Consider the following 26115-nt stretch of genomic DNA (forward strand, 5'->3'; position numbering starts at 1 on the left):
CAACTGGGGCCGACGCTGCGCGAAGGCGACGTTGTCATACTCGACAACCTGTCGAGCCACAAAGCCCCGGCCGCAGCGGCGTCCCTACGCGCGATTGGTGCATGGTTCCTGTTCCTGCCACCCTACAGCCCAGATCTGAATCCCATCGAGATGGCCTTCTCGAAACTCAAGACACTGATCAGGAAGGCCGCCGCGCGAACCTATGACCAACTCTGGGCCGCCGTCGGACAGGTCTGCAACCTCTTCTCGGACGAAGAATGCTACAACTACTTCAAAGCCGCAGGCTATGAGGCCGATTAAACGCGACACGCTCTAGCGCAATTTCGATCCCCTCGGGCAGACCGGCCATCACCTCGGCCAGAAGCGCCTCGGCGGTTTCGGAAAACAGGTGACGGATCTCGAAATCGAGCACCGCCTCTTCCGGCATCATGTTCAGCGCCACGCCGCCCGAGATCCGCCCGGCATGGAGCGTCGAATAGGGGATCTGGTAGCCGTCCTCGCGGGGACCAGTCTCCGCAACGCGGACCTACACCCGCCGCAGCGCCTGGATGAGGTCGGCCGCGAGATGGAGCGCATTTCTGTAAATAGGTGCCATTGCAGAATGGCCCGGCTCACCGCGACAGGTCGCGCGATAGCTCGCCTTGCCCTTGTGGCCGGTGCACAGGCGCATCCCGGTGGGCTCGCCCACGATCACCAGATTCGGGCGACCGAGCACCGGAATGACATGCTCGATCATCTCGGAGATGCCGCGACAGCCGATTTCCTCGTCCCAGCTCAGCGCCACCATCACCGGGCGTTTCGGAGGCGAGGATTTCAATCGCCCTGCCAGCGCCAGCGCACAAGCGAGAAACCCCTTCATATCGGTGGTACCGCGCCCGACGAGTCGGTCGCCCTGTTCGAGCAGCGTGAAAGGGTCGCTTTGCCATTGCTGCCCGACGACCGGAACGACATCGGCATGCGAAGAGAGCAGAACGCCGCCCGGACCGGCGCCGAACCGCGCCAGAAGCCCGGCCTTGGTGCCACAGGCGGAGGGGATGCGGGTCACTTCGAAGCCAGCCTCGGCAAGGTAGCCCTGCACCCAGTCGACGAGGTCGAGATTCGGCCCATCCGTCACGCTGCGAAAGCCCACCAGCCGGGCCAGAAGCTCGATCTCGCTCGTCAACTGTCTCATGCCTCTTGCCTGCCAACGTCGATCAATACTTGATCCAGACAGTCTTCAACGCCGTGTATTTGTCAAAGGAATGCAGCGACAGGTCACGCCCGAAGCCCGACTGTTTCATGCCCCCGAAGGGCGTCATCGACGAGAGCGCATCGACCGTGTTGACCGAAACCGTGCCGGCATGCAGGCGGTCGGAGAGGCTCATCGCCCGCCCGAGATCGCGGGTCCAGACCGACGCGGCAAGGCCGTAGATCGTGTCATTGGCAAGCGCCACCGCCTCCTCATCGGTCGAAATGGTCTGGACCGCGAGCACCGGGCCGAAAATCTCCTCGCGCGCGATCCGCGCGTCCGCCGGCACATCGGCAAAGATCGTCGGCTGGATGAAGGCGTCCGACGTGCCAATGGTCAGCCGCTCGCCACCGGCGACGAGGCGCGCGGATTTCTTGCCCGCCTGCAGGTAGCCCTCGACACGGTCGGCATGGGCCTTGTCCACCATGGCGCCCATCTCCGTGGATGGATCCAACGGATCGCCCTGCCGGATCGCATCGGCGCGGGCGGCAAGTTTTTCCAGCATCACTTCGGCGATATCCTCGTGCAACAGCAGCCGCGAATTGGCCGAACAGACCTCGCCTTGATTGAAGAAGATGCCAAAGGCAGCCATCTCGGCGGCCTTGTCCAGATCAGCATCGGGAAAGACGAGATTGAGGCTCTTGCCGCCGGTCTCCAGCCATACCTGCTTCATGTTGCTCTCGCCGGCATAGCGCTGGAACAGCTTGCCGACCTGCGTGGAACCGGTGAAGACGAGGCAATCCACGTCGCCATGCCGACCAAGCGCTTGGCCGGCCTCCAAGGCCAGTTCAGCCAGACGCAACGCCGAGAGCGGCGATTGTTCGGCCGGTTTCAACACCACCGAATTGCCCGCCGCAAGCGCGGGCGCAAGCTTCCAGGTAGCCATGTCGAGCGGGAAATCCCACGGGACGACCGCACCGACAACGCCTAGCGGCGCGGGCCGAAGCGATCGCACGGTCGATATCCAGCGCATCTCCGCGCGAGACCTCGCACAGCGTCTCGTCCGTGGCCGGGTTCACACTGGCAAAGACCGCGCCGGACGCGGCAGGCGTAAAATCTCCGTCGATCCAGCATTGGGTACGGATTGCCAGGGCCGTGGCCCTGGCACGACATTCCGCGTGGGAAAGCATCGACGTCTCCTATTCGTCTATTCGTCGCCGGGCACGCCGTAGGACGGAGCCGCCGTGGGGTTCAGGGCGCGGGTCACGTAGTCTTCCGCCTGCGGTTTGTAGATCTCCCACGCGGTGGCGATGGCCGCGATGGGGCAATCCTCCGTCCAGTCGCAGCGCAGTTCCGCGTAAGGCCATGCCTGCCGGTCCACGACAAGAAGACCGGCGGAATGTACTGGCCCTGCCTCACCACCAGCGGCAAGCCCGGCCCGGAGGGCGGCGATCAGCCGGTCGCCCAAGGCGCCGCCTGTCGCCTCGAAACCGTCGACGATGGCCGCCGGAACATTTGCGTCGGCGAGCAGGTTGCCTGCCGACACGCAATCTTTGCCAGACGCGGACGACCAGGTACCAAGCGCCTGTGCTCCGGACTGGATGAACCCTGCTCCTTCAGCGCCGATCACCAGAAGCTGGCGGTAGTGCGGAAATTTCTCTGCCGCGATGGCCGCGCGTCCTGCGGCCTCGGCTTTTTCTCCCAGCGCCATCAGGTCGAGCACCGCCGGGCCAAGCGCCGGATTAGTCACGTTCTGCGTGGCCACGGCCCCCACCCCGGCACGGGCAAAGGAGCAACGGGCCGCGACTGCCGGTGAGGAGGAGGAAATGGCGATCCCGAACTGCCCGGAGTCTGGGCAGCGGGCTACGATGGAAAACGTCATGAAACGCCTCTCTGTCAGTCCGGAATCACGAAGGTCGCGTCGATCTCGACCAGCCAGTCGGGACGGGCCAGCGCGGTGACGACAACCCCGGTCGAGACCGGGTGAATGCCGCGGATGTACTCGCCCATCGTGCGATAGACCGCCTCCCGGTGGCGCACATCGGTCAGGTAGACCACCAACTTGCACAGGTGCGCCATCTCGCCCCCGGCCTCGGTGATGAGCTGGCGGATGTTCTGCATCACCTTGTGGGTCTGCTCCACCGGGTCGTGGCTGGAGATGTTTTCCGCCGTGTCGAGATCCTGCGGGCATTGTCCGCGCAGGAAGACCGTGGCACCGCGTGCGACAACGGCCTGGCAGAGATCGTTGTCGAGCTTCTGCTCGGGGTATGTGTCGCGCGTGTTGAACTTGCGGATACGGGTGTGGGTCATGCCGTTTCCTTCTCCGATGGCGTTTTTGAGTTGGCCTTTGGCTGGATCCTTTCAGCAGATCCTTCATAGGCCAGGTAGCCGCGTTGTTTCTCGATATGGTCTGCAATGAACTTGGCGTCGTGCCAGACACCCCAGATGAAGGACGACCCGCGCCGGCTCTGCCAGGGCAGGCCGAGGAAATAGATGCCGGGCTCCGAGGAGACGCCGCGCTCATGGGCGGGCTGACCCTTTTCGTCGAAGGCATCAACCTTCATCCAGCTATCGTCGCGGCCAAAACCTGTGGCCCACAGGATCGTGGTGATACCGGCCTCCGCGAGATCGAGCGCCCGCACCGGGTCCGTCACGCACGCAGGATCGGGGCCAAGCTGGCGCGCCCCGGGCTCTTCGGGCAGGTCCAGCCCGTTGCGCGCGACATAAGCATCGGCAGCGTCCAGCAGGGCGAAGTAATTGGCGTCTCCCGCCGTGACATTGCGGGCGAGATCGCCGGCAAAGGTCAACTTGCCATTGCCGAACCCGTCGGTGCGACCCAACAGGGTAATGCCGCTCGCGGCGAGCTCCCGAAAATCGACCGTGAAGCCGCCCTCGGCACCGGTGACGGCGATGGTGGTGTGCTCCACGCCCGGCGTAGCCTCGGCATCCCATAGGTTCAGCACACCCAGCCACCAGACAAAATCCCGCCCGCGATAGCGGCGCGGCGGGCGATCATGCGGGCCGACCGACAGATAGACCTCGCGACCCGCCTTGCGGAGTTCGGCGGCAATCTGCACGCCGGACGAGCCGGCACCGACGACCAGCACGGCACCATCCGGCAATTGTTCGGGAGAACGATAGGCGGCGGAATGGATTTGTGTCAGCCCGGCGGTTTCCGGAACGATCGGCGGGATGATCGAGCGCTGGAACGGCCCGGTGGCGACGACCACGTTGCGCGCGGAGATTGCCCCGGCGCTGGTCTCGGCGATGAAACCCGCCTGCTTCGGATTGCGGCGCAGTCCGGTAACCTCGACGCCCGCCCGGACGGGCGCTTTTACCATCGCCGCGTAGGCGGCAAGGTAATCAGCCACATCTTCCTTGGGCACGAAGGCGTCGGGCGCGAAGCCTTCGAATTCCATCCCCGGAAAGCGGTCGTGCCAGGCGGGACCGTTGGCCACGAGCGAATCCCACCGCTGCGAGCGCCAGCGTTCGGCAATGCGTCCCTTCTCCACCACCAGATGCGACACGCCAGCCTTTCCCAGATGCTCGCTCATGGCAATCCCGGCCTGCCCCCCGCCGACGACCAGAACCTCGGTCTCCTCCAGTGTCATCTTCTGTTCCCTCGCTTCTTCGCCGTACTAAAGACCCCGACGCGTCACAGCGCGGCGTGAACCTCGGCGATGCTCTCGCGCAGAATGGCGGCCGTGCGGTCGATCATCGCGCCGTCCATCACCAGCGTCGGCGACAGGATTAGGATATTGCCCAAGGGGCGCGCGATGAGTCCACGCTTCTGTGCAGCCCGGGCGACCTTCAGCCCGATCATGTCCTCGGGGGCGAAGGGCGTCTTGTCCGCCTTGTCACGCACGAACTCGATTCCCATCATGAAGTGACTGCCGCGCACCTCGCCGACCATCTCCATGTCGGCCAGCGCGCGCAGGTTGCCTTCGAACCGCTTGCCGGTGGTGCGGACGTTCTGCGGGATCCGGTCCCGCTCCATCAGCGCGATATTGGCAAGCCCGGCGGCGGCGGCGGCGGGATGGCCGGAATAGGTCATGCCGTGCAGGAAGACCCCGCCCCTGTCCGAGATCACCTCGTGGATCTCGTCGCTGAGGATCGTGGCCGGGAGCGGCTGGTAGCCGGAGGTCAGCCCCTTGGCCGTGGTGATGATGTCGGGCTGCACGTCGAAGACATCCTTCGAGGCAAAGAAATGCCCCAACCGGCCAAAGGCGGTCACCACCTCGTCGGAGATATACTTGATCTCGTAGTCCCCGCAGATCGCCCCCATCGCGGCATGGTAGCCCGCGGGCGGCATAACGATGCCGCCCGCGCCCATGATCGGCTCGGCGATGAAACAGGCGATATTCTCAGCGCCGACCTCCTCGATCCGCGCCCTTGCATCCTCCAGCAGCGCTACGAGGAACTCGGCCTCCGTCATCTCGCCGCCTTCGCGCCAGTGATGCGGGCAGCGCAGGTGATGCACCAGCCCCTGGACCTTGTCCCAGCCTTCGGAATAGGCCGACGTCGTCATGGCAATGGCGAGATGGGTGGAGCCGTGATAGGCGCCGTGCCGGCTCAGGATCTGCTTCTTCTTCGGCTGGCCCAGCCGGTTGTAATAGTGGTGCAGGATGCGGATCGCGCTGTCATTGGCGACCGAACCGGAGTTGGCGAAATGGACCTTGTTGAGCGGGCCGGGTGCCAGCTCGGCAAGCTTCGTGGCCAGCGCGGCGGCCGCGGGGTGGGTAAAGTTGTAGAAGGTCGAGTAGAAATCGAGCGTCTCTAACTGTTCGGTGATCGCGTCGATGATCTCGCGCCGGCGGTGACCGGCATTGACGCACCAGAGCCCGCCGATACCGTCGATCAACTTGTTGCCCTCGCTGTCGGTCACATAGGCGCCCTCGGCCCCCACGATGACCGTGCGCGCGCCATCCTGCTTGAGCAGGTCGAGATCGGCAAAGGACTGCACGAGGTGCGTGTCTGCGGTGAGCACGCCATCAGTGGACGTGTCGAGATCGAGAGACATCGGGTCAGACCTTTCGGAAATCGGAAAGTTGGGTTGAGCGCAACGCAGACTCCGGCGCGGGGCCGTTTTCGGCGATGAGCAGCGCTTCGGAGCGGCCCGCGCGGGCGATGATCCGGGAATCGGGTCCGGCAATGAGGGAGTCCCCACCAAAGCGCAGGTCATCCTCGGCGCCGCAGTAATTGGCATAGACGATGGTCATGTCCATCTCGCCCGCCCGCGCGGGAATGAAGCTGTCGGCGACATGCCCGAAGCCCGCGGGGTTGGCGGTGGGCACGAGCAGCAGCTTCACGCCCCGCTCGGCCAGCGCCCAGACATGGGGCGCGAACTCGACATCGTAGCAGATGAGCAGCCCAGTCGGCACGCCGTCGAGCTCGAAGACGCAATAACTGCCGCCAGACTGAAAGCTCGCCTGCTCCATCGGGCCGAAAAGCTGGATCTTGCGGTAATGACCGAGCATTTCGCCATCGCGGTCGAACGCGGTTGCAGCGTTGAAGACCGCCGCCCCTGCCCGCTCGGCCCATCCCACGGTCAACCCGCAATCCGCGTGCCGCGCCATGGCCCCAAGCCGTTGAAACCACGCGCCGCCCAAGGGCTGCGCCGCCGTCTTGTGAAGCTCCGGCTGGTTGTAGCCGGGCAGGAACAGCTCCGGGGCGACCAGTATGCGCGCGCCCGCCAAGGCCGCTGCGTGAAGCTGGAGTTCGAGACGGGCGAACGCCGCCTCCGGGTCGCCCTGGGCGGGCGGCCCCTGATACAGGGCGAGTTTCATGCTAATTTCTTCAGGTTGGTCCAGATGGCGTCGTACATCTCCTGCACGTCCTGCGCGCAGGCCTCGACGAAGACACCTTTCACACCTTCCGGCGGGTTGGATTCCGGCGAATTGGCAACCTCCGGGTCAAGGAACGCCTCCACGCCCTTAACACCGGCGGTGTATTGCGCGTAGTTCGTCACCGCCGCGGCGTTCTCCGGCTCCAGCAGGAAGTCCATGAACTTGAGCGCGTTCTCGCGGTTGGGCGCATCTTTCAGCAGCACGACATTGTCCATCCAGACGATCATGCCTTCCTTGGGGAAGACATATTCGATCGGGGCACCCTCGCCGCGCGCCTTGGCCGAGAAACCGGACCAGATCATGCCAGCCGCGGCGTCGCCGGAGACCAGCACGTCCTTGGCCACATCCGAGCCGAAAGAGGCCCAGTCGGCCTTGGCGGTCTGCACCAGGGTGTTGAGCGCCTTGAGCTGGTCGCGGTCCGAGCTGCATTGCGGGATATCGAGATAGAGCGAGGCCAGCGTCAGCGTCTCGCCGCTGGTGTCGAGCACGTTGACCTTGCCCTTCAGCTCCGCCGGCGGCTCGAAAATCAGCGACAGGCTTTCGAGCGGGCCGCCATAGACCTCCTTGTTGACCGAGAAGGAGGTGGATCCCCACTGGTACGGGATCGAGGACTTGCGGCCCGGATCGAAGCTGACATCCACCAACTGGTCCTGGATATTGCCGAAATTCGCCAGTTCCGAAGGTTCGAACGTGTTGAGCATGCCTTCGTCCGCCATGATCTGGACCATGTAATCGCCCGACACGGCCACGTCATATTCGCCCGGCTTACCGGCCTTGAGCGCGGCGAGCAGTGCCTCGTTGCTGTCGAATGTGTCCATGGTCACTTCGACATCGTATTCGGCGGCGAACGTGTCGAGCAATTCCTGCGGGATGTACTCGAACCAGTGATAGATCGAAAGCTTGCCCTCGGCATCGGAGGCACTGGCAAGGGTCAGGGCCAGGGCCGTGGAGGTCAGAATGGTCTTCATGGCGTTTCTCCGCTGTTGGGGTTTTGGAGGCGTTATCGTTTGCTTTGCCCCGCCCGCCCGACGAACCAGGAGAGCGTGACGAGGACTACCGAGACGCCGAGAAGCAGCGTCGAAATGGCCATGATGTTGGGCTTGACGCCCTGCTTGACCGATCCGAAGATCGCCGTGGGCAGGGTCTCGATACCCGCGCCCTTGACGAAATTCGTGATCAGGAAATCGTCGAGTGAGATGATGAAGGCGAGCAGGAAGCCCGAGAGGATCCCTGGCACCATGAGTGGCAGCAGGACTAGGCGGAATGCCTCCCACGGCGTCGCGTAGAGATCCATCGCCGCCTGCTCGTAGCTGTCCGGAATGGACTGCATCCGCGCCGAAATCGGCAGGTAGGCGAAGGGGATGCAGAAGACGAGATGGGCGATGAAGATGGTCATCACGCCGGTCTTGAAACCGATGGAGATGAAGAAGATCAACGAGGCAACCGCGGTCACGATCTCGGGTACCATGAGCGGCAGGTTGATCAGCGCAAGGCTCGCCGTCTTTCCCCGGAAGCGCCCGGTGCGGTGCATGGCGACCGCAGCCGCCGTTGCGATCGTGGTCGCGCAGGTCGCGGCGCCGAGGGCGATGGTGAAGGAGTTGATCGCGGCGGCACGGAATTTCGGCGCTTCGGGTCCGGAGAAGACGTCGAAATACCACTTGAACGATAAGCCGCCCCAGCGAGTGATCGAGGTGCTGTCGTTGAAGCTGTAGATCGCGACGATCACCAACGGCGCGTAAAGGACAACCAGGCATAGGATCGTGAGCGCACGGAAGCCGGTGAAGCGGCGAATGTCGATGGGCGCGGCCATCAGCGCTCTACCCTCGTCTGCGCGTGGGCATGCAGCAGCAGGACGCCGAGGACGATGGCCAGCAGGATCATCGCCGCCGCCGCCCCGAAGGGCCAGTTTCCGGCCGCGCCCTTGAACTGCTCCTCGATGAGCGAGCCGATCATGAAGGTCTTGGCCCCTCCAAGCAGGTCCGGCGCAAGGAAGGCGCCCAGCGAGGGAACGAAGACGAGGATGCACCCCGCCACGATCCCCGGTTTCACCACCGGCAGGATCACGAGCCGCAGCGTCGTCCAGTTGTCGGAATAGAGATCGGCTGCCGCCTCCGAGAGCGAGAAGTCGTAGCGCTCCACGGCGGCGTAGACCGGCAGCACCATGAACGGCAGGTAGGAATAGAAGAGCCCGAGCTGGACCGCGAAGTTGGTATTGACGAGCGAGAGCGGCTCGGAAATGACGCCGCTCCAGAGCAGGAACTCGTTGAGAGGCCCCGTGTCCCGGATCAGGAATTTCATCGAAACGGTACGGATCAGCAGGTTCACCCAATAGGGAATGGTGATCAGGAACAGCCAGCCCGGCCGCACATTGGGTTTGCGGGTGGCGATGAACCAGGCCGTGGGGAAGCCGATCAGCAGGGAGAAGACCGTCGCGAGGCCGGCCTGCCAGATTGAGCGCCAGAAGATGCCGATATAGGTCCATTCGATCTTCGGGGGTTCGTCCCCGAAGAGCCCGCGGTCGAAAAAGAACTGGTCGTAGGCGGCGAAGGTGAATTCCCAGATCACGCCGCCGCGGAATTCCTTGGTCAGGAAGGAATGAACCGCCATCATCACCACCGGCATCACCAGGAAGATGCCGATAAACACCCAGATGGGCAGCATCAGGCGCGGGCCGTTGCCGCGATAGATCTCCGAGCGGGAGGCACCTCCCGGCGCGGCCCCCGCCATCAGTCGACCAACAGGCGCGCGGCACCCGCCTCGATCCGCAGCCCCAGCATGGAGCCGGTTGCGGGAATGGCGGAGCTTTCCGCGTTCTGTATCCGCACGAGGATCGGCTCGCCATCGGAGAGCTTGGCGTGCAGATGGATATCGGTGCCAAGATAAACGTGGTCCACCACGGTCGCCGGCAGGGTGTCTTCCGCAGCAGCCGCGACAGAAATGCGCTCCGGGCGAACCGACAGGTGGCCCCGCCCTGCCCTGGCGCTGTCTGCCGCCGGGCAACGCAGCGCCATGCCGCCGGGCAAGGTCAGATCGGGCATGCCGCCCGACACGGCGGAAACCTCGACATCGAGCAGGTTGGTCTCCCCGATGAAATCGGCCACGAACCGGTTCTGCGGCGCCTCGTAGATGTCGCGCGGCGTGCCGATCTGCTGCACGTAGCCCTCGGACATCACGGCGATGCGGTCCGACATGGTCAGCGCTTCTTCCTGGTCATGGGTGACGAAGACGAAGGCGATGCCGGTCTCCCGCTGGATCTGCTTCAACTCAACCCGCACCGCCTGCCGCAACTTGAGATCGAGCGCGGAAAGCGGCTCGTCGAGCAACAGAACCTCGGGGTTGGGCGCCAGTGAACGCGCTAAAGCCACGCGCTGCTGCTGCCCGCCCGAAAGTTGTGTGGGGCGGCGTTTCGCGAAATCGCCAAGCCGCACGAGGTCGAGCACCTCTCGCGCGCGCCCCTCGGCGTCCATCTCGGTCCATCCGCGCCGCCTCAGACCGAAGCACACATTCTCCAGCACCGTCATATGCGGGAACAGCGCGTATTGCTGGAACACTGTGTTGACCGGCCGCTTGTGCGGCGGAAGCGGCGCGATGTCTTCGCCGCGCAGCCGAATGGCGCCCTCCGTCACGTCCTCGAAGCCCGCGATACAGCGCAGCAAGGTTGTCTTGCCGCAGCCGGACGGCCCGAGCAGCGTGAAGAACTCGCCTTCCCGAATATCCATCGAGACGTCGTGGAGCGCCGTCACGCTGTCGTATCGGTTCACGACCCTGTCGATATCTATGGCAATGTCGGTCCGGTTCATCGAATCCTCTTGTTGCATACCCCCCAAGGACTGATATTCAGGGTTATTAATGCAGATCGGGGGGTATATACCCCCAAAGGGGTATGGTGCGCGTGCTTCCAAACAACACCGAAGATCATTTGGGTGCCGCAATTTCTGCGCTTGGATCCGAGGGGTTTGCGGCCAGGTTCTATGAGTGGCTGCACCGAAGCTACGAGATCGACAACACCACGATGGTGGCATATTTCCAGACCCGGAAACCGCAGGTTCTGTTCAGTCAGGCCCGCGTGGCAGCCGTGCATGACAAAATTGAAAGCGACTATATTTCGGGTGCTTACCTGCTAGATCCGTTTCACGAGCTGCATGTGGCGCGGGTCCCGGAAGGGCTCTACCGGTTGCGGGATTTCGCGCCCGACCAGTTTCACCGCAACGAGTATTTCGCCAGTTACTACCGGCGCACGACGTTGATCGACGAGATCGCCTACGTCGCCTACCCGGCCGAGGGGGTATCCGTGCATGTCTGCCTTGGCCGCGACGCGAGTTCGGGCCGGATGTTTTCGCCCCGCGACGTGACCACCGCCCAAAGATTGAGCGTAATTGCCTGCGGGCTGATCAGAAAGCAATGGGAAGGGCTGTCCTCCAGCGGCGATTACGATGACGAAGCGCTGGTGGAACGGGTTCGCGAGCGGCTCGCCGAGCGGCACGGAATCAAGCTCAGTCATCGCCAGTCGGAAGTGGCGCTCCTCATCCTGCGCGGACACAGCTCGGTGTCGATCGGCCTGCGGCTCGACATCAGCCCCCAGACCGTCAAGGTCTTTCGCAAACAGCTCTACCGCAAATGCGCCATCTCCTCGCAGGCGGAACTGTTCTCGCTGGTGATGCCGCTATTGTCGATCTGACCCGCGCGACGGCGCGTTCGTGCGACCCCTCCCCCGGTGCCGGCTAGCCGGCTGTCATGGCACCGGTACTGAGTTCAACGATTTCCTCGGTGATTTCTTCCTGGCGGAGCCGCCATGACGTGGAGACGAGCGTCTCAAGAGTATCGGTAACGTTTTCATGCGCCGCGATCATCGCGCGCATCCGCGCCTCGTTTTCGGCTGAAAAGGCAAGCATCACCGCCTCGGCGAGTTCCGAGAAGACGTATTCCTCGACAAGTCGCGCCAGCAGCCTTTCGGGGGGCAGCGTGATCAGCGGTGCGATCCCGCTGGCCGGGGGCGGAAAGCGGGAATAGTCGAAGGGAACCAGGTGCCGGGTGACAATCCGGGCGGCTTGTGACCGGTTGGGCATCGCGTGCACCACGCAGACCTGTGTCACCCGGCCCAAGGCGAGGGCATCGAAGACCGTTTCCGTGAGTTGGGTGGCGAGCGCCGTGGCCTGTTGCGCCTGTCCGATCATCGCGACCGAGGAATGCACCGCATGATCCCGCTCTTCGGCCACCAGGAACCCGCGCTCCCCAACCAGGAAAAGGTCGTGCGGGTCCGTCAGCAAGGGTTCCGCCACATCGAAAACGCGCTCGCTGTAGCCGCCGGCGAAGCCCTGTTCCGCCGCGATCAGAATGACGGCCCGGCGCCCGCCGGTTCCGTCATGGGCAAGCACCAGGTCGGATTGCGGCAGAAAGCTCAACGCGTGGCCGATGGCCTCGCCGATGGTTTCGGCATAGATCCGGATGCTGTCCACATGGCGTCGCGCCTCCTGCGCACGCGCGGCCGCAATGCCGCGCATGGCGGAGATCACCGAGGCCAGCTTGTCCACGGTCTCGATCCGGGTCTCGATATCGACGAGCCGCCCAGTCATCCTGTCCCTCCCGCTTGCGGGCCGAGGCTCTTTGCGAGCCCCGCGACGGCGGCCGTCAGGGCGCCGCGCAACTCAGGTGTCAGCGCGGCAGAGGACTGCACGGCGGCCACCGCGTCGGGCACATGCGTGTCCAGCCAGCCTTCCACGGATGCGCGCAGCTTTGGAATGGCGGCGGGCCGCACGCCGTCAAGCGCCCCGTCCATCAGCCCGGCCAGCAGCGCAACCTGATCGGCTAGCCGCAAGGCGGAATAGCGGGGCTGGGTGAGCAGGGCCCGAATGCGCTGGCCGCGCGCGATCTGGGCCGTGACACGCGCGTTGGAGATGCCGCCGAAGCGGGTGAACATCTCCAACTCCTGGAATTGCGCGTAATCGAGCCGCACCCGGCCCGAGACCTCGCGCAGCGCCGGCGACTGTGCCTTACCGCCGACGCGGCTGACCGAGAGGCCAACATCCACCGCCGGGCGCTGGTTGGCGGCAAACAGGCGGGTGTCGAGCACGATCTGCCCGTCGGTGATAGAGATCAGGTTGGTTGGAATATAGCCCGACAGGTTGCCCGCGTCTGTCTCGGCGATGGGCAGAGCAGTGAGCGACCCGCCGCCCTGCTCGGGCGCGAGCTTCGCCGCCCGTTCAAGCAGGCGCGCATGCAGGTAGAAGATGTCGCCCGGATAGGCCTCTCGGCCGGGCGGCTCACGGGTCAGCAGCGCCAGTTCCCGATGCGTGGCCGCGTGGTGGGTAAGGTCGTCGATTACAATCAGCGCATGCTGTCCCCGGTCACGGAAATACTCGGCCATCGTCATGCCGGAGAAAGGCGCGATCCATTGCAGGCCCGGCGCCGCGGCGGCCCCGCCGACAACGAAGATGCAGCGTTCCGGCGCTCCGTGTTCGCGCACAGCCGCGATGACCCGCTCGACCGCCGCTGCGGGTTGCCCCACGGCGACATAGACGCAGACAACATCGGATGTCTTCTGGTTGATGATTGCATCCACGGCCAGCGAGGTCTTTCCGGTGGCGCGGTCGCCAACGATGAGTTCGCGTTGTCCGCGCCCGATGGCAAACAGGCTGTCGACGACAAGAATGCCGGTCTCCAACGGTTGTGAGACATAGTCCCGGGCGATGATCGCGGGCGCGGGACGTTCGATCGGCAGGCGCGGCGCCTCTGCAAGCGGCGATCCGCCATCGAGCGGCCGCCCCAGCGGGTCGAGGACGCGGCCAAGCAACGCCTCTCCGACCGGAACGCGCAGAACGTCGCCGGTATCCGTGACCTTCTGGCCGGCCTCGACGGCGCTGGTCTCGTCGAGGACCACGGCGTCGATCTCCCCCACGCCGAGCCCATGGGCAAAACCGAACAGGCCGTTTTCGAAGCGCAGCAGGGCGCCGAGAACGGCGTCGGGAAGGCCGGAAATACGCGCGATACCGTCGGCCACCTGCGTCACCCGTCCCACCGCCTCGGCCTGCGGGGCGAGGCGGGTCCGGGCCAGCGCGGCGCGGTGCTGTTCGAGCCATTCTTCGTGGGGGCGATGGTCAGCCATTGTCGGCCATCTCCTCCCTGATGCGGTCGAGATCGGCGCGCAGGTGGTTGCGCACGATCGCATGGGGACCGACGATTTCGAGCCCGGCGATCAGGCCGGGATCGGTCTCGATGTGGAGCTCCGGCGCATGGCCGAGCGCGTCCTTCAAGCTTTGCTCCAGCAGGGTGCGTTCGGTCCCGGTCAGATCGCGGGCGGCCCGAAGCCGGACCGTCCCGCCAGCGCCGAGATCCCGGCGTGACGCCTCCGGAAGCGCCGCGACGGCTTCGGCCAGCCCCTCGATGAACCCCGAGATCCGCGCACTGTCGGGAATGCGGTCGAGCAGTTTCCCGGCGATGTCGGCGGCCAGTTCGCCGGCTTCGCGTGACAAGGCACGCTGTTGCGCGCGACGCATTCTCTCCAGCTCGGACGCCCCCTCGGCACGCAGAAGCTCGGCGGCGGCGCGGGCCTCGTTCAACAGCCGGTCCTTTTCGCCGGTAGCCTCCTCCCGCGCCGCGGCGAGGATCTGCGCGCGCAAAGCAGCGGTCTTCTCCGCCTCGGCCCTCGCCTCGTCACGGGCGGACTCCGCCATCCGCCGCGCGGCATCGGCGTCGTCGAGCGCGGCATGGGCCGCCGCCCGCCGCTCGGCAATGATCTGGCTGACCGGGCGGAACAGGAACCGCGCCAGAATCCAGACGAGGACGACCAGATTGACGGTCTGCAGACCCAGTGTCCACCAGTCGATGGTCATGGCACGCGGCCCGTCACACGAACGGGTTGGCGAACAGCACCAGCAGCGCGATCACCAGCGTGTAGATGGCCATCGTCTCGATCATGGCAAGCCCGACGAAGAGGGTGCGGCTGAGGGTGCCCGCGGCTTCGGGCTGGCGGGCGATGGCGTCCATGGCGGCGGCCACCGCGCGCCCCTCGCCCAGGGCCGGGCCAATGGCCCCGAAGCCCACGGCGAGAGCGGCCGCGATGATGGAAACAACCTCGACAATGTTTTCGGTCATGGGGAAGTGTCCTCCTTGTCCGGTTTGGCCGCAACAGGGGTTTCCCCGGCAGCGGCACCGATAAAGACGGTGGCAAGCACCGCGAAGATGTAGGCCTGTACCGCCCCTGTCAGCAGATCGAGCGCCATCAGGGGGATCGGAAGGAACAGGCCCGCGAGCGACAGGACGATGCCGACCACGAAGACCCCGCTCATCACGTTGCCGAAGAGCCGCACGACCAGCGAAAAGGTGCGGGTGATCTGCTCGACAAGGTTGAGCGGGATCATCACCCAGCTGGGCTCGGCAAATGTGGCAAGGTAGCCCCGCCAACCGCGACCGGAAATGCCATAGGCGATGGTCGCCACAAAGACGATCATGGCAAGCGCGGCGTCAGTCTCGATATGGGCGGTGGGCGGTTCGACCCCGGGCAGCACCGCGGTCCAGTTGGCAACCAGCACGAACAGGAAGATGGTTCCGATCAGCGCGCGGAAGGGGGCCGGGTCGCGTTGCATCGTGTCGTGGACCTGGCCGTCGACAGTGGTCACGAAAAGCTCCAGAACGGTCTGCAACGTGCCGGGCACAAGCGCGAGGCGGCGCGTAGAAAGCCACGCGAACAGCGTCAGCCCGATCATCAGCGCCCAGGTCACCGCCACAGGCGTGGTGATCGGAACCGGGCCGAGGTGGAAAAGCGTATCGACGGTCAGCGGGTTGTCCATCATGCCCTCCCGCAGGTCCGGCGGAGCACCACGGTCCGTGCCGCCAGCAGCCCGAGCGCGCCCGCAAGCAGCGGCGTCGCGCCGATCCGCGCCAAAGCGGCAAGCGCCGCGACCAGCACCGCGAAACGCACAAGTTGCAGGGCCAGTGCGCGCGCCGGCGCGGCCCCGGAAAGATAGAGTGTCACGATCCGGCGGAGGGATGCGAAATGGGCAAACCCAAGCGCCAGCCCGGCGGCGAAACCGAGCGCTGCGAGGGCAAGTGGCGGGAGCGTGGCAAGGGTATGTGTCATGGCCTGTGCATCCATTTCCAGGCGGCGTGAAACCCGATCACCGCACCGATCATGATCGCCGGGGCGGTAAAGAAGACGCCAGTCTCGAAATACCGGTCCGCGACGCGACCAAGCACGATCCCAAGCAGCATCGGCGTGACAATGGCCCAGCCTAGAATGCCGATCTGCCCGAGCCGGATCCCCAGCGAGGGCTCCGGTGTCTTGCGCCCGATCCGCTCGCGCTCGACCGTTCGGCGGGCAGCGTCCGCAGTGGGGTCTTGCGGGGTGGGCTTGTCGGTCATGAGCGAGCTCCATCACCGGCCTCGGAAATCCGTGGCGGGTGGTCCAGCGCGCCCGCCTGCCCCGGCCGCAGGTACCGAATGATCTGCCGCACGGCGCTGGCGTGCAGGCGCATATGCTCCACCCGGGCGCGGCGTTCGGCGTCCAGTTCCGCGGCGCGCAGTTTCGCGACTTCGGATTCCAGCGCCGCGAGATCGTCGCCGAGGATCCCCTCGCGGCAGGCAATCGAAACCCGGTTCCCACCGCTCACGGTCATCAAACCGGCGCGCAAGGCACAGAATCGCAGGCCGCCGTCCCTATCGCGCCAACTCACCACCGAGGCCGGTAGCGCGGTCAGGAATTCGGTATGTCCCGGAAGGATGCCGAAACCGCCGCTTTCGTCCTCGGCACGAACCGATTGCGCGGCGGGCTCCTCGACCAGGATGACGGTGGGCGTCGAAATGCTCAGATGCAGCCCCGCTTTCATGCCACTTTCTGCGACTTTTGCGCAGCCTCCTGCTTGCCCCGCGCCTCCTCGAAGGTGCCAACCATGTAAAGCGATGCTTCGTCCCAGCCGTCGGCTTCGCCTTCGAGGATCGACCGGCACCCCGCGATGGTGTCTTTCAGCGCCACCGGACAGCCCTTGATGCCCGTAAACGCCTCCGTCACCGCGAAGGGCTGCGTCAGGAACCGTTGCAGGCGACGGGCCCGTTCCACCAGCAGGCGGTCGTCCCGACCCAACTCCTCCATGCCGAGCAGCGCGATCACGTCCTGCAACTCGCGGTAATGCTCGATCGCGCCGCGCACATCGTTGGCGACGGCGACGTGCTCTTCGCCGACGATCAGCGGATCGAGCAGGATCGAGGAAGACGCGATCGGATCCACCGCCGGATAGATCCCGTCGGCCGCCATGCCCCGGCTGAGCACGACCATGCTGTCCACATGCGATGCGATTGCCCTCACCGCCGGGTCGGTGAAATCGTCGGCGGGTACATAGACGGCCTCGATGGCAGTGATCGACGCTGCACCGGTGGAGGCGATGCGCTCCTGCAGTTCTGCCACTTCGGTGGCGAGTGTCGGCTGGTAGCCGACCCGGCTCGGCAGGCGCCCGAGCAGGCCGGACACCTCCGAGCCCGCTTGCACGAAGCGAAAGACGTTATCCATCAGCAGCAGCACGTCCTTGTGCTGCTCGTCCCGGAAATGCTCGGCGATGGCAAGCGCGGTCATTGCCACGCGCCACCGCGCGCCCGGCGGTTCGTTCATCTGGCCATAGACCAGCACCGTGCGGTCGAGCACCCCTGCCCCGGTCATGTCCATGAGCATCTCGTGGCCTTCGCGCGAGCGTTCACCGACGCCGGAGAAGACTGAAATACCATTGTAGCCGGCCACCATGGCGTGGATCAGCTCCATCACCAGCACGGTCTTGCCGACGCCCGCGCCCCCGAACATCGCCGCCTTGCCGCCCTGGGCAAAGGGCGCGAGCAGGTCAAGGACCTTGATCCCGGTCAGAAACAGCTCGGGCCGACCGTCATAGGGCCGCAACGGCGGCGGCGGGCGGTGGATCGGCTGCCGCGGAACGTTGCCGGGCAGCGGCCCTCTTGTGTCACCGGTCTTGCCGGTCACGTCGAGCAGACGGCCCAGAACTGCATCCCCGACCGGGACTGTCAGCGGCCCCGAGCCTCCCTTGACGGGGGCGCCCCGTTTCATGCCGACCGTCGATTGCAGCGCGATGGTCCGGACCGACGTTTGCCCGAGATGTGCCTGCACCTCGACGAGAACAGGATCGCCGCCGGCAGAGTCAACCTCGAGAATGTCGTTGATGGGCGGCAACGGACCCTGAGCGAACGCGATGTCGACAACCGCCCCGCGAATGGAGATGACCGATCCTTGCGCCGAACTTACCGTTGTCATCTGACAAGGCCTCGATTGCGCGCCTAACAGCCAATCATAGCCTTGTCATAGCCACAGCAACACGATTCAGATCAATTGGCACCGGCGTTTCGGCGCCAGCCCCCTTCAAAAGGCCGCGATTTACTTTCCCGTCCGCTTTGAGGCCAATTGCCTTATCGAACCTAGGCTATCCGGAAACGCTCGATGAACTGACGGTCGGGCGTGATGCCCAGCCCCGGCCCCTGCGGGATCGTCACCCTGCCGCCATTGCGCTTCAGCTGCCCCTGGATATCAAGTGGCTCGGCCAGCAACTCGTCGCGAAACTTGTTATCCGTCGTGTCGAATTCCAGCATCGGTTCCCACGGGAACAGCCCGCCCGGCAGGGCCGGCATCGCCGCAAGAAGCTGCAGGTTCGTGGCGACCGACACTGCGGATCCCCAGACATGGTTTATAACGGGCGTGAAATGCGCGTGGCAGAGCGCCAGCACCCGAAGATATTCGGAGATCCCGCCAAGCGCACAGACCTCGGGTTGCGCGATGTCGAGCCCACGCGCCTCCAGCAGGCGCCGCCAGCCCCAGCGGTTGAACTCTACCTCGCCGCCGGAAATGTTGACCTTGAGGCCGGCACGCAGTTCGGCATAGCCGTCGAGATCTTCCGGGGCCACCGGCTCCTCGAACCAATAGGCGTCCAGCTCCTCCAACCCGCGACCGACATAGAAGGCATCCGAGGTCGTGTAGGCATGGTTGGCGTCCGCCATGAAACGGAAGTCCTCCCCCACGCCCTTGCGCACCGCGGCGGCGAGGCGGACATCGTCCCTTGGCCCGACGCCGATCTTCATCTTGGTGGCGGCAAAGCCCATCGCCTTGATCTCGGCGGCCTCGTCGACGAAACGCGCCTCCATCTCCGCCACCGGCTCGGGACGCAGCATCATGCCATAGCCATAGGCCGTGACGCTGCTGCGATGCGCACCGCCAATGAGCTTGTGTATAGGCAGCCCGGCAACCTTCCCGGCAATGTCCCAAAGCGCGATATCGACGCCGGAAAGAGATTGCAGCGGCATCCCCTTCTGGCCGTGATCGCGCATCAGGTTATAGGCCTTGTGCCAGATCACATCGCGGTCCAACGGGTCCATGCCGAGGATCATCGGCTGGATCACCTGTTCGACAATAGCTTTGTTCGCAAGCGCGATATTACCCGCGCCAAAGCACTCGCCCCAGCCAGTAACCCCTTCATCTGTATTGATTTCCACGAGATGCGCCGTGCGCCTGTCGTAGTATTGTTGGGAATATCCCAGCCGTTCCGGCATGTCATAGCCGAGAACGTGGCTGGTGATCTTGGTGATCTTCATGGCTCCTCCCAATTCGACCCCGCCGCGCGTCGCGGCATCCAGCTAGTAGCTCGGCACGCTAGAGAAATTATCCCAAGGTTCAAGAAAATTATTGAATTCCTAGAAAATCACGGGATTATAAAGAAATCCGAGATTTACGACTCGGAGGGAGGAACATAGTGGAAACCGAAGGGCTCTTCGAGCGCATGCGCGACCGGGTCGTGAGCGGAGAATTCGCTCCTGGCCAAAGGCTTCGCGCCGAACAGCTCCGTTCGGAATACGGCGTCTCGGCCACGACCATGCGGGAGATCCTGCTGCGGCTCTCGACCTTGGGGCTGGTGGATTTCCAGGAGCAGCGCGGGTTCCGGCTGCCGGAGCTATCGGTCCAGTTGCGAAACGAGTTGACCCAGTTCCGCGTCATCCTGGAAAGCGAAGGCGCCAGCCTGTCCATCCGCAATGGCTCGGTCGAATGGGAAGCCCGACTGTCGGCCGCGCATCACGCGCTCGGACATATCGAGTCGCGCGTCCATGTCGGCGAGCCATCTCCGGAACTGCTGTCGCTGTGGGTGCGCGCGGAACTGGACTTTCATCGGACGCTGATCGACGGCTGCGGGAACGAGGTTCTCAAGCAGACACACCTGGCAGTCTACTACCGCTTCCGCCAGCAATTGATCACGAGTGACAGCGGTTTCTACTGGGTTCCCAAGAATATCGAACAGCACAAGGGCATTGTCGATGCCGCGCTGGACAAGGACGAGGCACTTGTACGCCGGCTCATCCGCGAGCACCTGTTGCGGAACCTGACGGATCCCGTCGAGAACTACACAGAGAAATCGGCCTGAGATGCATCGTTACGTGTTTCATACCACGTCGCGCAAGACGGCCACGAGTTTGCCCGGAGGGACGTTTCGATGCGGCGGCGCGCCGATCGAGCGGAGGGAGACCAAATGCGTCTCCCGGGTAAAGACAGACCCCGAAATGGGTCTAGGGAGGCGTTCGGATCGATCCGGTCCGGGCACCTGCATCTTCCAGCACCATGAAAGGAAATTCAGGTGAAACTGTCCAATAAACTGGCCGTAACCACGGCACTTGCGTTCGGCCTCCTGGCCTCGGCTGCCACCGCTGCCGACATCACCCTGCGCATCCAGACGCACCAGGGCACCAACACGACGCAAGGCAGACTGCTTGCCAATTTCGTTGATGACGTCCAAGTCATGTCGGATGGCGCGATCGAGATCGAGATGTTCTATTCCTCGGCCGTCGTCGCTTCTGCCGAAACCTTCGACGCCGCCATGAATGGCATCATCGATTGCGACATGACCAACGGTTCCTACCAGACCGGCAAGAACCCCGCCTTCCAGTTCGTAGCGGACACGATGGGCGGCTACGACACCGCGATGCAATATCTCGCATGGGTGAACTTCGGCGGCGGCCGCGAGGCGATCAACGAGCTTTATGCGCCTTACAACATGCATTTCGTCGGCGCGCAGGTCGGTGGCCAGGAATCGCTGAACTCCTCCAAGCCGCTTCCGGGCATCGAATCCGTGAAAGGCTGGAAATTCCGCTCGCCCCCGGGCATGGAAACCGAGATCTTCCAGTCGCTCGGCGCCTCGCCGATCGTGATGGACTTCACCGAGATCTTCACCGCGCTCGAAACTGGGATTATCGACGGTGCCGACGCCTCGACGCTCGCCGTGAACACCTCGCTCGGCATCTACGACATCGCCAAGCACACGACCTATCCGGGCTTCCACTCGATGTCCTCGGACCAGCTCGCTTGCCGTACCGATGTCTGGGAAGGCCTCTCGCCGTCGCAGCAGCGCATCATCGAGACCGCGCACAAGAAGCTGATGGCGGATTACGTGATGGTCACCATCGTGGAAAATGGCGAAGCCATCAGCAAGGTCGCGGAAAAAGGCGTGACGTTGTACGACTGGTCAGCCGAAGACCGCGCGGCCTTCCGTGAAGCCGCCAAGTCTGCCTGGGACGAGTGGGCCAAGAAATCCCCCGAAGCCGCCAGCATGGTTGAAAGCCACAAGACCTTCCTGAAGCGGATCGGCCTGAGCAACTAATCTCTCGGCATTCCCTGGTTCCTCCGGCACTCTGTGCCGGGGGAGCCGTTTTTATGACGATCATTTCCCGTTCGGAACCGTTGGATCCGTTGCGCGACCTTTGCCCGAGTGGCGACGTCTGGCGGCGAGCCGGTTTCGGACAAATCCATCAGGAGATCGGAATGGCAAAGATCCAGTCCGTCCGAACCCGTCTGTTCGATGTGCCGCTTGCCGAAGTGCTTTTCGATGCCAAACACGGCGAGCACACCCATTTCGAGCTGATCACCGTTACCATCACGCTCGAGGACGGCACCACCGGCACCGGCTATACCTACACCGGCGGCAAGGGTGGTCGCGCCATCGCGGCGATGCTGGAGCATGATCTCGCCCCGCTCGTCACCGGCAAGGACGCCTCCGGGGTGGAAGAGCTCTGGGACGAGATGCAATGGCATGTGCATTATGTCGGTCGGGGCGGTGTCGCCTCTTTCGCGATCTCGGCGATCGACATCGCCCTGTGGGATCTGCGGTGCCAGGCGGCCGGACTGCCGCTGTGGAAGATGGTTGGCGGCGCGTCCAACCGTTGCCGCGCCTATGGCGGCGGGATCGACCTGAACTTCCCGATCCCGAAGCTGCTTCAGAATATCCAGGGCTACCTGGATCGCGGCCTGAACGCGGTGAAGATCAAGGTTGGCCAACCGACACTGGCGGAAGACGTCGAACGCGTGCGCGCGGTTCGGGACTATATCGGGCCGGACACCGCCTTCATGGTCGATGCGAACTACTCGATGGATGTCGAACGCGGGATCGCTGCGGCCAACGCCTTCAAGCCCTTCGATCTCACCTGGTTCGAAGAGCCGATCATCCCCGACGACTACAAGGGCTACGCCCGCATCGCCGAAGCCACCGGCCACCCGCTCTCCGCTGGCGAGAACCTGCACACCATGATCGAGTTCGAACTGGCTTTCGAGGAGTCGGCGCTGTCCTACATAATGCCCGACACCGGCAATTGCGGCGGCGTGACGGCCTTCCTGCAGGTGGCCGAGATGAGCCGGAGATATGGCCTGCCGGTCTGCAGCCACGGGATGCAGGAACTCAATGTCAGCCTGCTAAGCGCGCAGACGAATGCCGGCTGGCTGGAAGTCCATTCCTTCCCGATCGATGAATACACAACCCGCCCCCTCGTGATCGAAGACCACATGGCCGTCGCGCCCGACACGCCCGGAACCGGTGTTCGCTTTGTCTGGGAAAAACTCGAGCCCTTCGAAGCAAGACGTCCGTAATCCGGAAGCACCGTTCGCCCGGCACAGCGCAGCCTCCCTCCCCTGAGGGAGGGCGCGCCCCGTCGTTTCGAGAGATGCTAACGAGCCGGTTTAGCGGGTAAACTTCTTGTACTTCACCCGCTTCGGCTCCAGCGAATCCGGACCAAGGCGCCGTGCCTTGTCTTCCTCGTAGGCTTCGAAGTTGCCCTCGAACCATTCCACATGCGCCTCGCCCTCGAAGGCGAGGATATGGGTGCAGAGGCGGTCGAGGAAGAAGCGGTCGTGGGAGATGATAACGGCGCAGCCGGCAAAATCTTCCAGCGCGTCTTCTAGCGCTCGGAGGGTTTCGACGTCCAGATCGTTGGTCGGCTCATCGAGCAGCAGCACGTTGCCGCCCTCTTTCAAGAGCTTGGCCATGTGAACGCGGTTGCGTTCGCCGCCCGAGAGCTGGCCGACCTTTTTCTGCTGGTCGCCGCCCTTGAAGTTGAAGGCGCCGCAATAGGCGCGGGAGTTGATCTGGGCGTCGCCCAGCTCGATCACCTCGCCGCCGCCGGAGATTTCCTCCCAGACGGTCGCCTTGTCGTCCAGCGAGTCGCGGGACTGGTCGACAAAGGAGAGCTGCACCGTGTCGCCGAATTCGATCGAGCCGGTGTCCGGCTGCTCCTGCCCGGTGAGCATGCGGAAAAGCGTGGATTTACCGGCGCCGTTCGGGCCGATCACGCCAACGATGCCACCCGGCGGCAGCGAGAAGGACAGGTCCTCGATCAGCTGCTTGTCGCCGTAATGCTTCGACAGCCCCTCGATCTCGATCACCTTCTGACCAAGGCGCGGTCCGTTCGGGATGATGATCTGCGCCTTACCCACGCGCTCGCGTTCGGAATGGCTTGCCATTTCTTCATAGGCATTGATACGCGCCTTCTGCTTGGCCTGCCGGGCCTTTGCGCCGGCGCGGATCCATTGCAGTTCGCGGTCCAGTGTCTTCTTCTTGGCCGCGTCTTCCTTGGCCTCGCGCTCCAGCCGCTTGGCCTTCTGCTCCAGCCAGGCGGAGTAGTTGCCCTCGTAGGGAATGCCCCGGCCGCGGTCCAACTCCAGGATCCAGCCGGTAATCTCGTCGAGGAAATACCGGTCGTGGGTGACGATCAGGATCGTGCCCTTGTAGTCGATCAGGTGTTGCTGCAGCCAGGCGACCGTCTCGGCATCGAGGTGGTTGGTCGGTTCGTCGAGCAGCAGCATGTCCGGCGCTTCGAGCAGCAGCTTGCAGAGCGCGACCCGGCGGCGCTCACCGCCTGAGAGGTGCTCGGGCATCGCGTCATCCGGCGGGCAGCGCAGCGCTTCCATGGAAACGTCGATCTGGCTATCAAGATCCCAGAGGTTCTGGGCGTCGATCTCGTCCTGCAGCTTGGCCATCTCTTCCGCCGTCTCGTCGGAATAGTTCATGGCCAGTTCGTTGTAGCGGTCCAGAATGTCCTTCTTGGCCTTCACGCCCATCATGACGTTTTCGCGCACGCTCAGGGACTCGTCCAGATGCGGCTCCTGCGGCAGGTAGCCGACCTTGGCCCCCTCGGCCGCCCAGGCCTCGCCGGTGAAATCCTTGTCGAGCCCGGCCATGATCTTCATCAGCGTCGACTTACCGGCGCCGTTGACGCCGACCACGCCGATCTTCACGCCGGGAAGGAAGCTCAGACGGATATTCTCGAAGCATTTCTTGCCGCCGGGATAGGTCTTGGAGACTCCATCCATGTGATAGACGTATTGATAAGCTGCCATGGGTTCGCTCGCTGGATGGAAGGACTGTTGGCGGGGTATCTATCCGTCGGCGCGGGCCGTTTCAATCGGGCTTGTCGGAGAATCGGGACCTTGGCCCCTGAAGGCCGCGCGGCAAGCCCCCCGGGCTTTCGTCCCGGATTTGATGGCGTGGCACGGGACATGGGTCCGGTTCAACGCATTCGGAACACAATCCATGGCGGGGAACAGCGACAACCTGATGGAGCTTCGCCGCACCGCCGTGCTGGCGCGCGCCCTGTTCTCCGGGCGCGCACCGGTCGGCAGGCGATCTGATTTCGATCGACTGCCGTTTTCTCAAACTGACGAGGAGTCAGCTCAGAGATAGGCCCAAGGTTCCGGAACGAAGTGATAGCCATCGCCCAAGGTGTCGAGATAGCCTACGCCCGGGAAGAGCATATGCATGCCCGCGATCCGCTGTCCTGTGCCGGCGAGCGCGGTCATCAGGTCCGCGCGAGTGGCGGCGGCTTGTTCCTTGTCGGTGTCGAACATGATCGTCACCTCGGGGCGCGCGAGCTGGACCGCCGGAACATGGATGATGTCACCCCAGACCAGCAGGGAATCGCTGCCGGATTCTAGCATGTAGCCCGTGTGCCCGACCGTATGACCGGGCATGGGACGCGCGGTGACACCCGGGGCCACATCCGCTTCGCCCTCGATGACGCGAAGCTTGTCGCCATAAGCGGCCAAGGTTGCCTTGGCGAGATCGAACATGCCGCGAAACTGCTCCGGGAACTGGGCCTTGATCTCGTCGTTGGTCCAGAAAGCGCGGTCCGCTTCCGTGACGATCATTTCCGCATTCGGGAAAATCGGTTTGCCGTCCATGGTCGCGCCGCCGATATGGTCGCCGTGCAGGTGGGTGACGATCAGCTTGCTGACCGAGCCGAGATCGGTTCCGAGTGTGGCGAAAACCTCCGGCATGTGGCCGAGCGTCGGGCCGAAGATCGGGCCGGTTCCGGAATCGATCATCCAAGTCTCGCCGCCGCTCTCGACCATGTAGGCATTGACCGCGCCCCGCACATTTGCGGGATCCTGGTGCGCGGCTTCGACCAGCGACAGGAAGTCCTCGGCTTCGATCCCGATCATCGCATCGGGCGTGAACTGAACAACTACCGGCTTCTGTGGTTGCCGCCCGTAGTGCAAGGTTTTTTTGACGCTATTGGCGTGTGATCGATTGCGGTCTTCTGTCAGGCCTCGTTTTGCGGCGCATTCAGAAGCCGCGGGCCGGGATGGTGATCAGCGGATCGGATCCACATCTGACGCACGAGCTCTGCGGCTCTGCCGGTAGTACTGGTTTTCCGATCCAGATCTGTTCGATCATTGCGCCCATTCAGGTCATCGCTCTCTCACACTCCCGTCGCTCCAACGTTGGCGGGAAATGGAAAGCTGCTTACGTCGCCCCCAATGCCGGATCCCCATAATCCTCTTCTTTCGCCAGCATCGCCCAGATCTGTCGT

27 protein-coding genes and 2 pseudogenes are annotated in these 26115 nt (G+C 64.0%); 5 read left to right on the plus strand and 24 right to left on the minus strand.

Annotation, left to right across the window (positions count from 1 at the left end; translation table 11 throughout):
* Nucleotides 1-300, plus strand: a 300-nt coding sequence (locus BLR85_RS22965) for a transposase (RefSeq protein WP_170844718.1), incomplete at its 5' end; no start/stop codon positions are given.
* On the opposite strand, the pseudogene BLR85_RS22975 reads toward BLR85_RS22965, so the two are convergent.
* From BLR85_RS22975 to BLR85_RS23025, 12 genes and pseudogenes are all read right to left on the minus strand, one after another.
* Nucleotides 272-1171 (minus strand): annotated as a pseudogene (locus BLR85_RS22975) (M20/M25/M40 family metallo-hydrolase). The gene BLR85_RS22965 and the pseudogene BLR85_RS22975 overlap by 29 nt on opposite strands.
* Nucleotides 1172-1193: 22 nt before the next feature.
* Nucleotides 1194-2183 carry an aldehyde dehydrogenase family protein gene (locus BLR85_RS22980; protein WP_425284498.1) on the minus strand — a complete coding sequence of 330 codons (990 nt, stop codon included), beginning with the start codon at nt 2181-2183 and terminating at the stop codon, nt 1194-1196.
* A gap of 25 nt (nt 2184-2208) precedes the next feature.
* Nucleotides 2209-2358: pseudogene (locus BLR85_RS30570) on the minus strand (aldehyde dehydrogenase); the annotation flags it as partial.
* A gap of 17 nt (nt 2359-2375) precedes the next feature.
* On the minus strand, nt 2376-3050 hold the full coding sequence (locus tag BLR85_RS22985; RefSeq protein WP_093162974.1) for a DUF1028 domain-containing protein: 675 nt from the start codon (nt 3048-3050) through the stop codon (nt 2376-2378).
* A gap of 14 nt (nt 3051-3064) precedes the next feature.
* A complete protein-coding gene (locus tag BLR85_RS22990) occupies nt 3065-3478 on the minus strand; it encodes a RidA family protein (protein ID WP_093162978.1) in 414 nt (137 codons plus the stop codon).
* The gene (locus BLR85_RS22995) at nt 3475-4779 is read right to left on the minus strand and encodes a flavin-containing monooxygenase (RefSeq protein WP_093162981.1); all 1305 of its coding nucleotides are present in this window, start codon (nt 4777-4779) and stop codon (nt 3475-3477) included. Before BLR85_RS22995 ends, BLR85_RS22990 begins: the two co-directional genes overlap by 4 nt.
* 44 nt (nt 4780-4823) lie before the next feature.
* A complete protein-coding gene (locus tag BLR85_RS23000) occupies nt 4824-6188 on the minus strand; it encodes an aminotransferase class III-fold pyridoxal phosphate-dependent enzyme (RefSeq protein ID WP_093162984.1) in 1365 nt (454 codons plus the stop codon).
* A 4-nt stretch (nt 6189-6192) separates the two neighbouring features.
* Nucleotides 6193-6954, minus strand: coding sequence for a carbon-nitrogen hydrolase family protein (locus BLR85_RS23005; protein ID WP_093162986.1), 762 nt, complete (start codon nt 6952-6954; stop codon nt 6193-6195).
* On the minus strand, nt 6951-7982 hold the full coding sequence (locus BLR85_RS23010; protein ID WP_093162989.1) for an extracellular solute-binding protein: 1032 nt from the start codon (nt 7980-7982) through the stop codon (nt 6951-6953). The genes BLR85_RS23005 and BLR85_RS23010 overlap by 4 nt, the downstream gene beginning before the upstream one ends.
* 32 nt (nt 7983-8014) lie before the next feature.
* The gene (locus BLR85_RS23015) at nt 8015-8824 is read right to left on the minus strand and encodes an ABC transporter permease (protein WP_093162992.1); all 810 of its coding nucleotides are present in this window, start codon (nt 8822-8824) and stop codon (nt 8015-8017) included.
* Complete coding sequence (locus BLR85_RS23020; RefSeq protein ID WP_170844719.1) at nt 8824-9741, minus strand: ABC transporter permease; 918 nt, start codon at nt 9739-9741, stop codon at nt 8824-8826. Before BLR85_RS23020 ends, BLR85_RS23015 begins: the two co-directional genes overlap by 1 nt.
* Nucleotides 9741-10814, minus strand: a complete 1074-nt coding sequence (locus BLR85_RS23025; protein WP_093163041.1) for an ABC transporter ATP-binding protein — start codon at nt 10812-10814, stop codon at nt 9741-9743. Before BLR85_RS23025 ends, BLR85_RS23020 begins: the two co-directional genes overlap by 1 nt.
* A 119-nt stretch (nt 10815-10933) precedes the next feature.
* On the opposite strand from BLR85_RS23025, the gene BLR85_RS23030 reads away from it, so the two are divergent.
* Entirely contained in the window at nt 10934-11692 is a 759-nt protein-coding gene (locus BLR85_RS23030) for a helix-turn-helix domain-containing protein (RefSeq protein ID WP_244520844.1), read from the plus strand.
* A 43-nt stretch (nt 11693-11735) separates the two neighbouring features.
* Here BLR85_RS23030 and BLR85_RS23035 read toward each other — a convergent pair whose 3' ends face one another.
* From BLR85_RS23035 to BLR85_RS23080, 10 genes are all read right to left on the minus strand, one after another.
* Nucleotides 11736-12587 carry a F0F1 ATP synthase subunit gamma gene (locus BLR85_RS23035; RefSeq protein ID WP_093162998.1) on the minus strand — a complete coding sequence of 284 codons (852 nt, stop codon included), beginning with the start codon at nt 12585-12587 and terminating at the stop codon, nt 11736-11738.
* Nucleotides 12584-14116, minus strand: a complete 1533-nt coding sequence (locus tag BLR85_RS23040; RefSeq protein ID WP_093163001.1) for a F0F1 ATP synthase subunit alpha — start codon at nt 14114-14116, stop codon at nt 12584-12586. Before BLR85_RS23040 ends, BLR85_RS23035 begins: the two co-directional genes overlap by 4 nt.
* Nucleotides 14109-14843, minus strand: coding sequence for a F0F1 ATP synthase subunit B family protein (locus tag BLR85_RS23045; RefSeq protein WP_093163003.1), 735 nt, complete (start codon nt 14841-14843; stop codon nt 14109-14111). Before BLR85_RS23045 ends, BLR85_RS23040 begins: the two co-directional genes overlap by 8 nt.
* A 13-nt stretch (nt 14844-14856) precedes the next feature.
* Entirely contained in the window at nt 14857-15105 is a 249-nt protein-coding gene (locus tag BLR85_RS23050; RefSeq protein ID WP_068311670.1) for a F0F1 ATP synthase subunit C, read from the minus strand.
* Nucleotides 15102-15803, minus strand: a complete 702-nt coding sequence (locus BLR85_RS23055) for a F0F1 ATP synthase subunit A (protein WP_093163006.1) — start codon at nt 15801-15803, stop codon at nt 15102-15104. Before BLR85_RS23055 ends, BLR85_RS23050 begins: the two co-directional genes overlap by 4 nt.
* Nucleotides 15800-16090 (minus strand): N-ATPase subunit AtpR, encoded by a 291-nt coding sequence (locus BLR85_RS23060; protein WP_093163009.1) that lies wholly within the window; start codon nt 16088-16090, stop codon nt 15800-15802. The genes BLR85_RS23055 and BLR85_RS23060 overlap by 4 nt, the downstream gene beginning before the upstream one ends.
* Entirely contained in the window at nt 16087-16371 is a 285-nt protein-coding gene (locus BLR85_RS23065) for an AtpZ/AtpI family protein (RefSeq protein WP_093163011.1), read from the minus strand. Before BLR85_RS23065 ends, BLR85_RS23060 begins: the two co-directional genes overlap by 4 nt.
* Complete coding sequence (locus BLR85_RS23070) at nt 16368-16835, minus strand: F0F1 ATP synthase subunit epsilon (RefSeq protein ID WP_093163014.1); 468 nt, start codon at nt 16833-16835, stop codon at nt 16368-16370. Before BLR85_RS23070 ends, BLR85_RS23065 begins: the two co-directional genes overlap by 4 nt.
* Nucleotides 16832-18259: a F0F1 ATP synthase subunit beta gene (gene atpD / locus BLR85_RS23075; protein ID WP_093163017.1), complete on the minus strand. Its 1428-nt coding sequence runs from the start codon at nt 18257-18259 to the stop codon at nt 16832-16834. The genes BLR85_RS23070 and atpD overlap by 4 nt, the downstream gene beginning before the upstream one ends.
* A gap of 161 nt (nt 18260-18420) precedes the next feature.
* Nucleotides 18421-19587 (minus strand): mandelate racemase/muconate lactonizing enzyme family protein, encoded by a 1167-nt coding sequence (locus BLR85_RS23080; RefSeq protein WP_093163023.1) that lies wholly within the window; start codon nt 19585-19587, stop codon nt 18421-18423.
* Between the two features lie 158 nt (nt 19588-19745).
* Between BLR85_RS23080 and BLR85_RS23085 the strand changes: the two genes are divergently transcribed.
* From BLR85_RS23085 to BLR85_RS23095, 3 genes are all read left to right on the plus strand, one after another.
* Complete coding sequence (locus tag BLR85_RS23085) at nt 19746-20408, plus strand: GntR family transcriptional regulator (protein ID WP_244520846.1); 663 nt, start codon at nt 19746-19748, stop codon at nt 20406-20408.
* A 210-nt stretch (nt 20409-20618) separates the two neighbouring features.
* Complete coding sequence (locus BLR85_RS23090; protein ID WP_244520847.1) at nt 20619-21638, plus strand: TRAP transporter substrate-binding protein; 1020 nt, start codon at nt 20619-20621, stop codon at nt 21636-21638.
* Nucleotides 21639-21799: 161 nt separating this feature from the next.
* Entirely contained in the window at nt 21800-22897 is a 1098-nt protein-coding gene (locus BLR85_RS23095; protein WP_093163047.1) for a mandelate racemase/muconate lactonizing enzyme family protein, read from the plus strand.
* A gap of 90 nt (nt 22898-22987) precedes the next feature.
* Here BLR85_RS23095 and ettA read toward each other — a convergent pair whose 3' ends face one another.
* Together ettA and BLR85_RS23110 are read right to left on the minus strand one after the other, a co-directional pair.
* Nucleotides 22988-24643 (minus strand): energy-dependent translational throttle protein EttA, encoded by a 1656-nt coding sequence (gene ettA / locus BLR85_RS23100; RefSeq protein WP_093163029.1) that lies wholly within the window; start codon nt 24641-24643, stop codon nt 22988-22990.
* A gap of 333 nt (nt 24644-24976) precedes the next feature.
* A complete protein-coding gene (locus BLR85_RS23110; protein ID WP_139188517.1) occupies nt 24977-25744 on the minus strand; it encodes an MBL fold metallo-hydrolase in 768 nt (255 codons plus the stop codon).
* Nucleotides 25745-26115 lie beyond the last annotated feature (371 nt).

This window comes from Aliiruegeria lutimaris, from assembly GCF_900099935.1.
GTDB lineage: Bacteria > Pseudomonadota > Alphaproteobacteria > Rhodobacterales > Rhodobacteraceae > Tropicimonas > Tropicimonas lutimaris.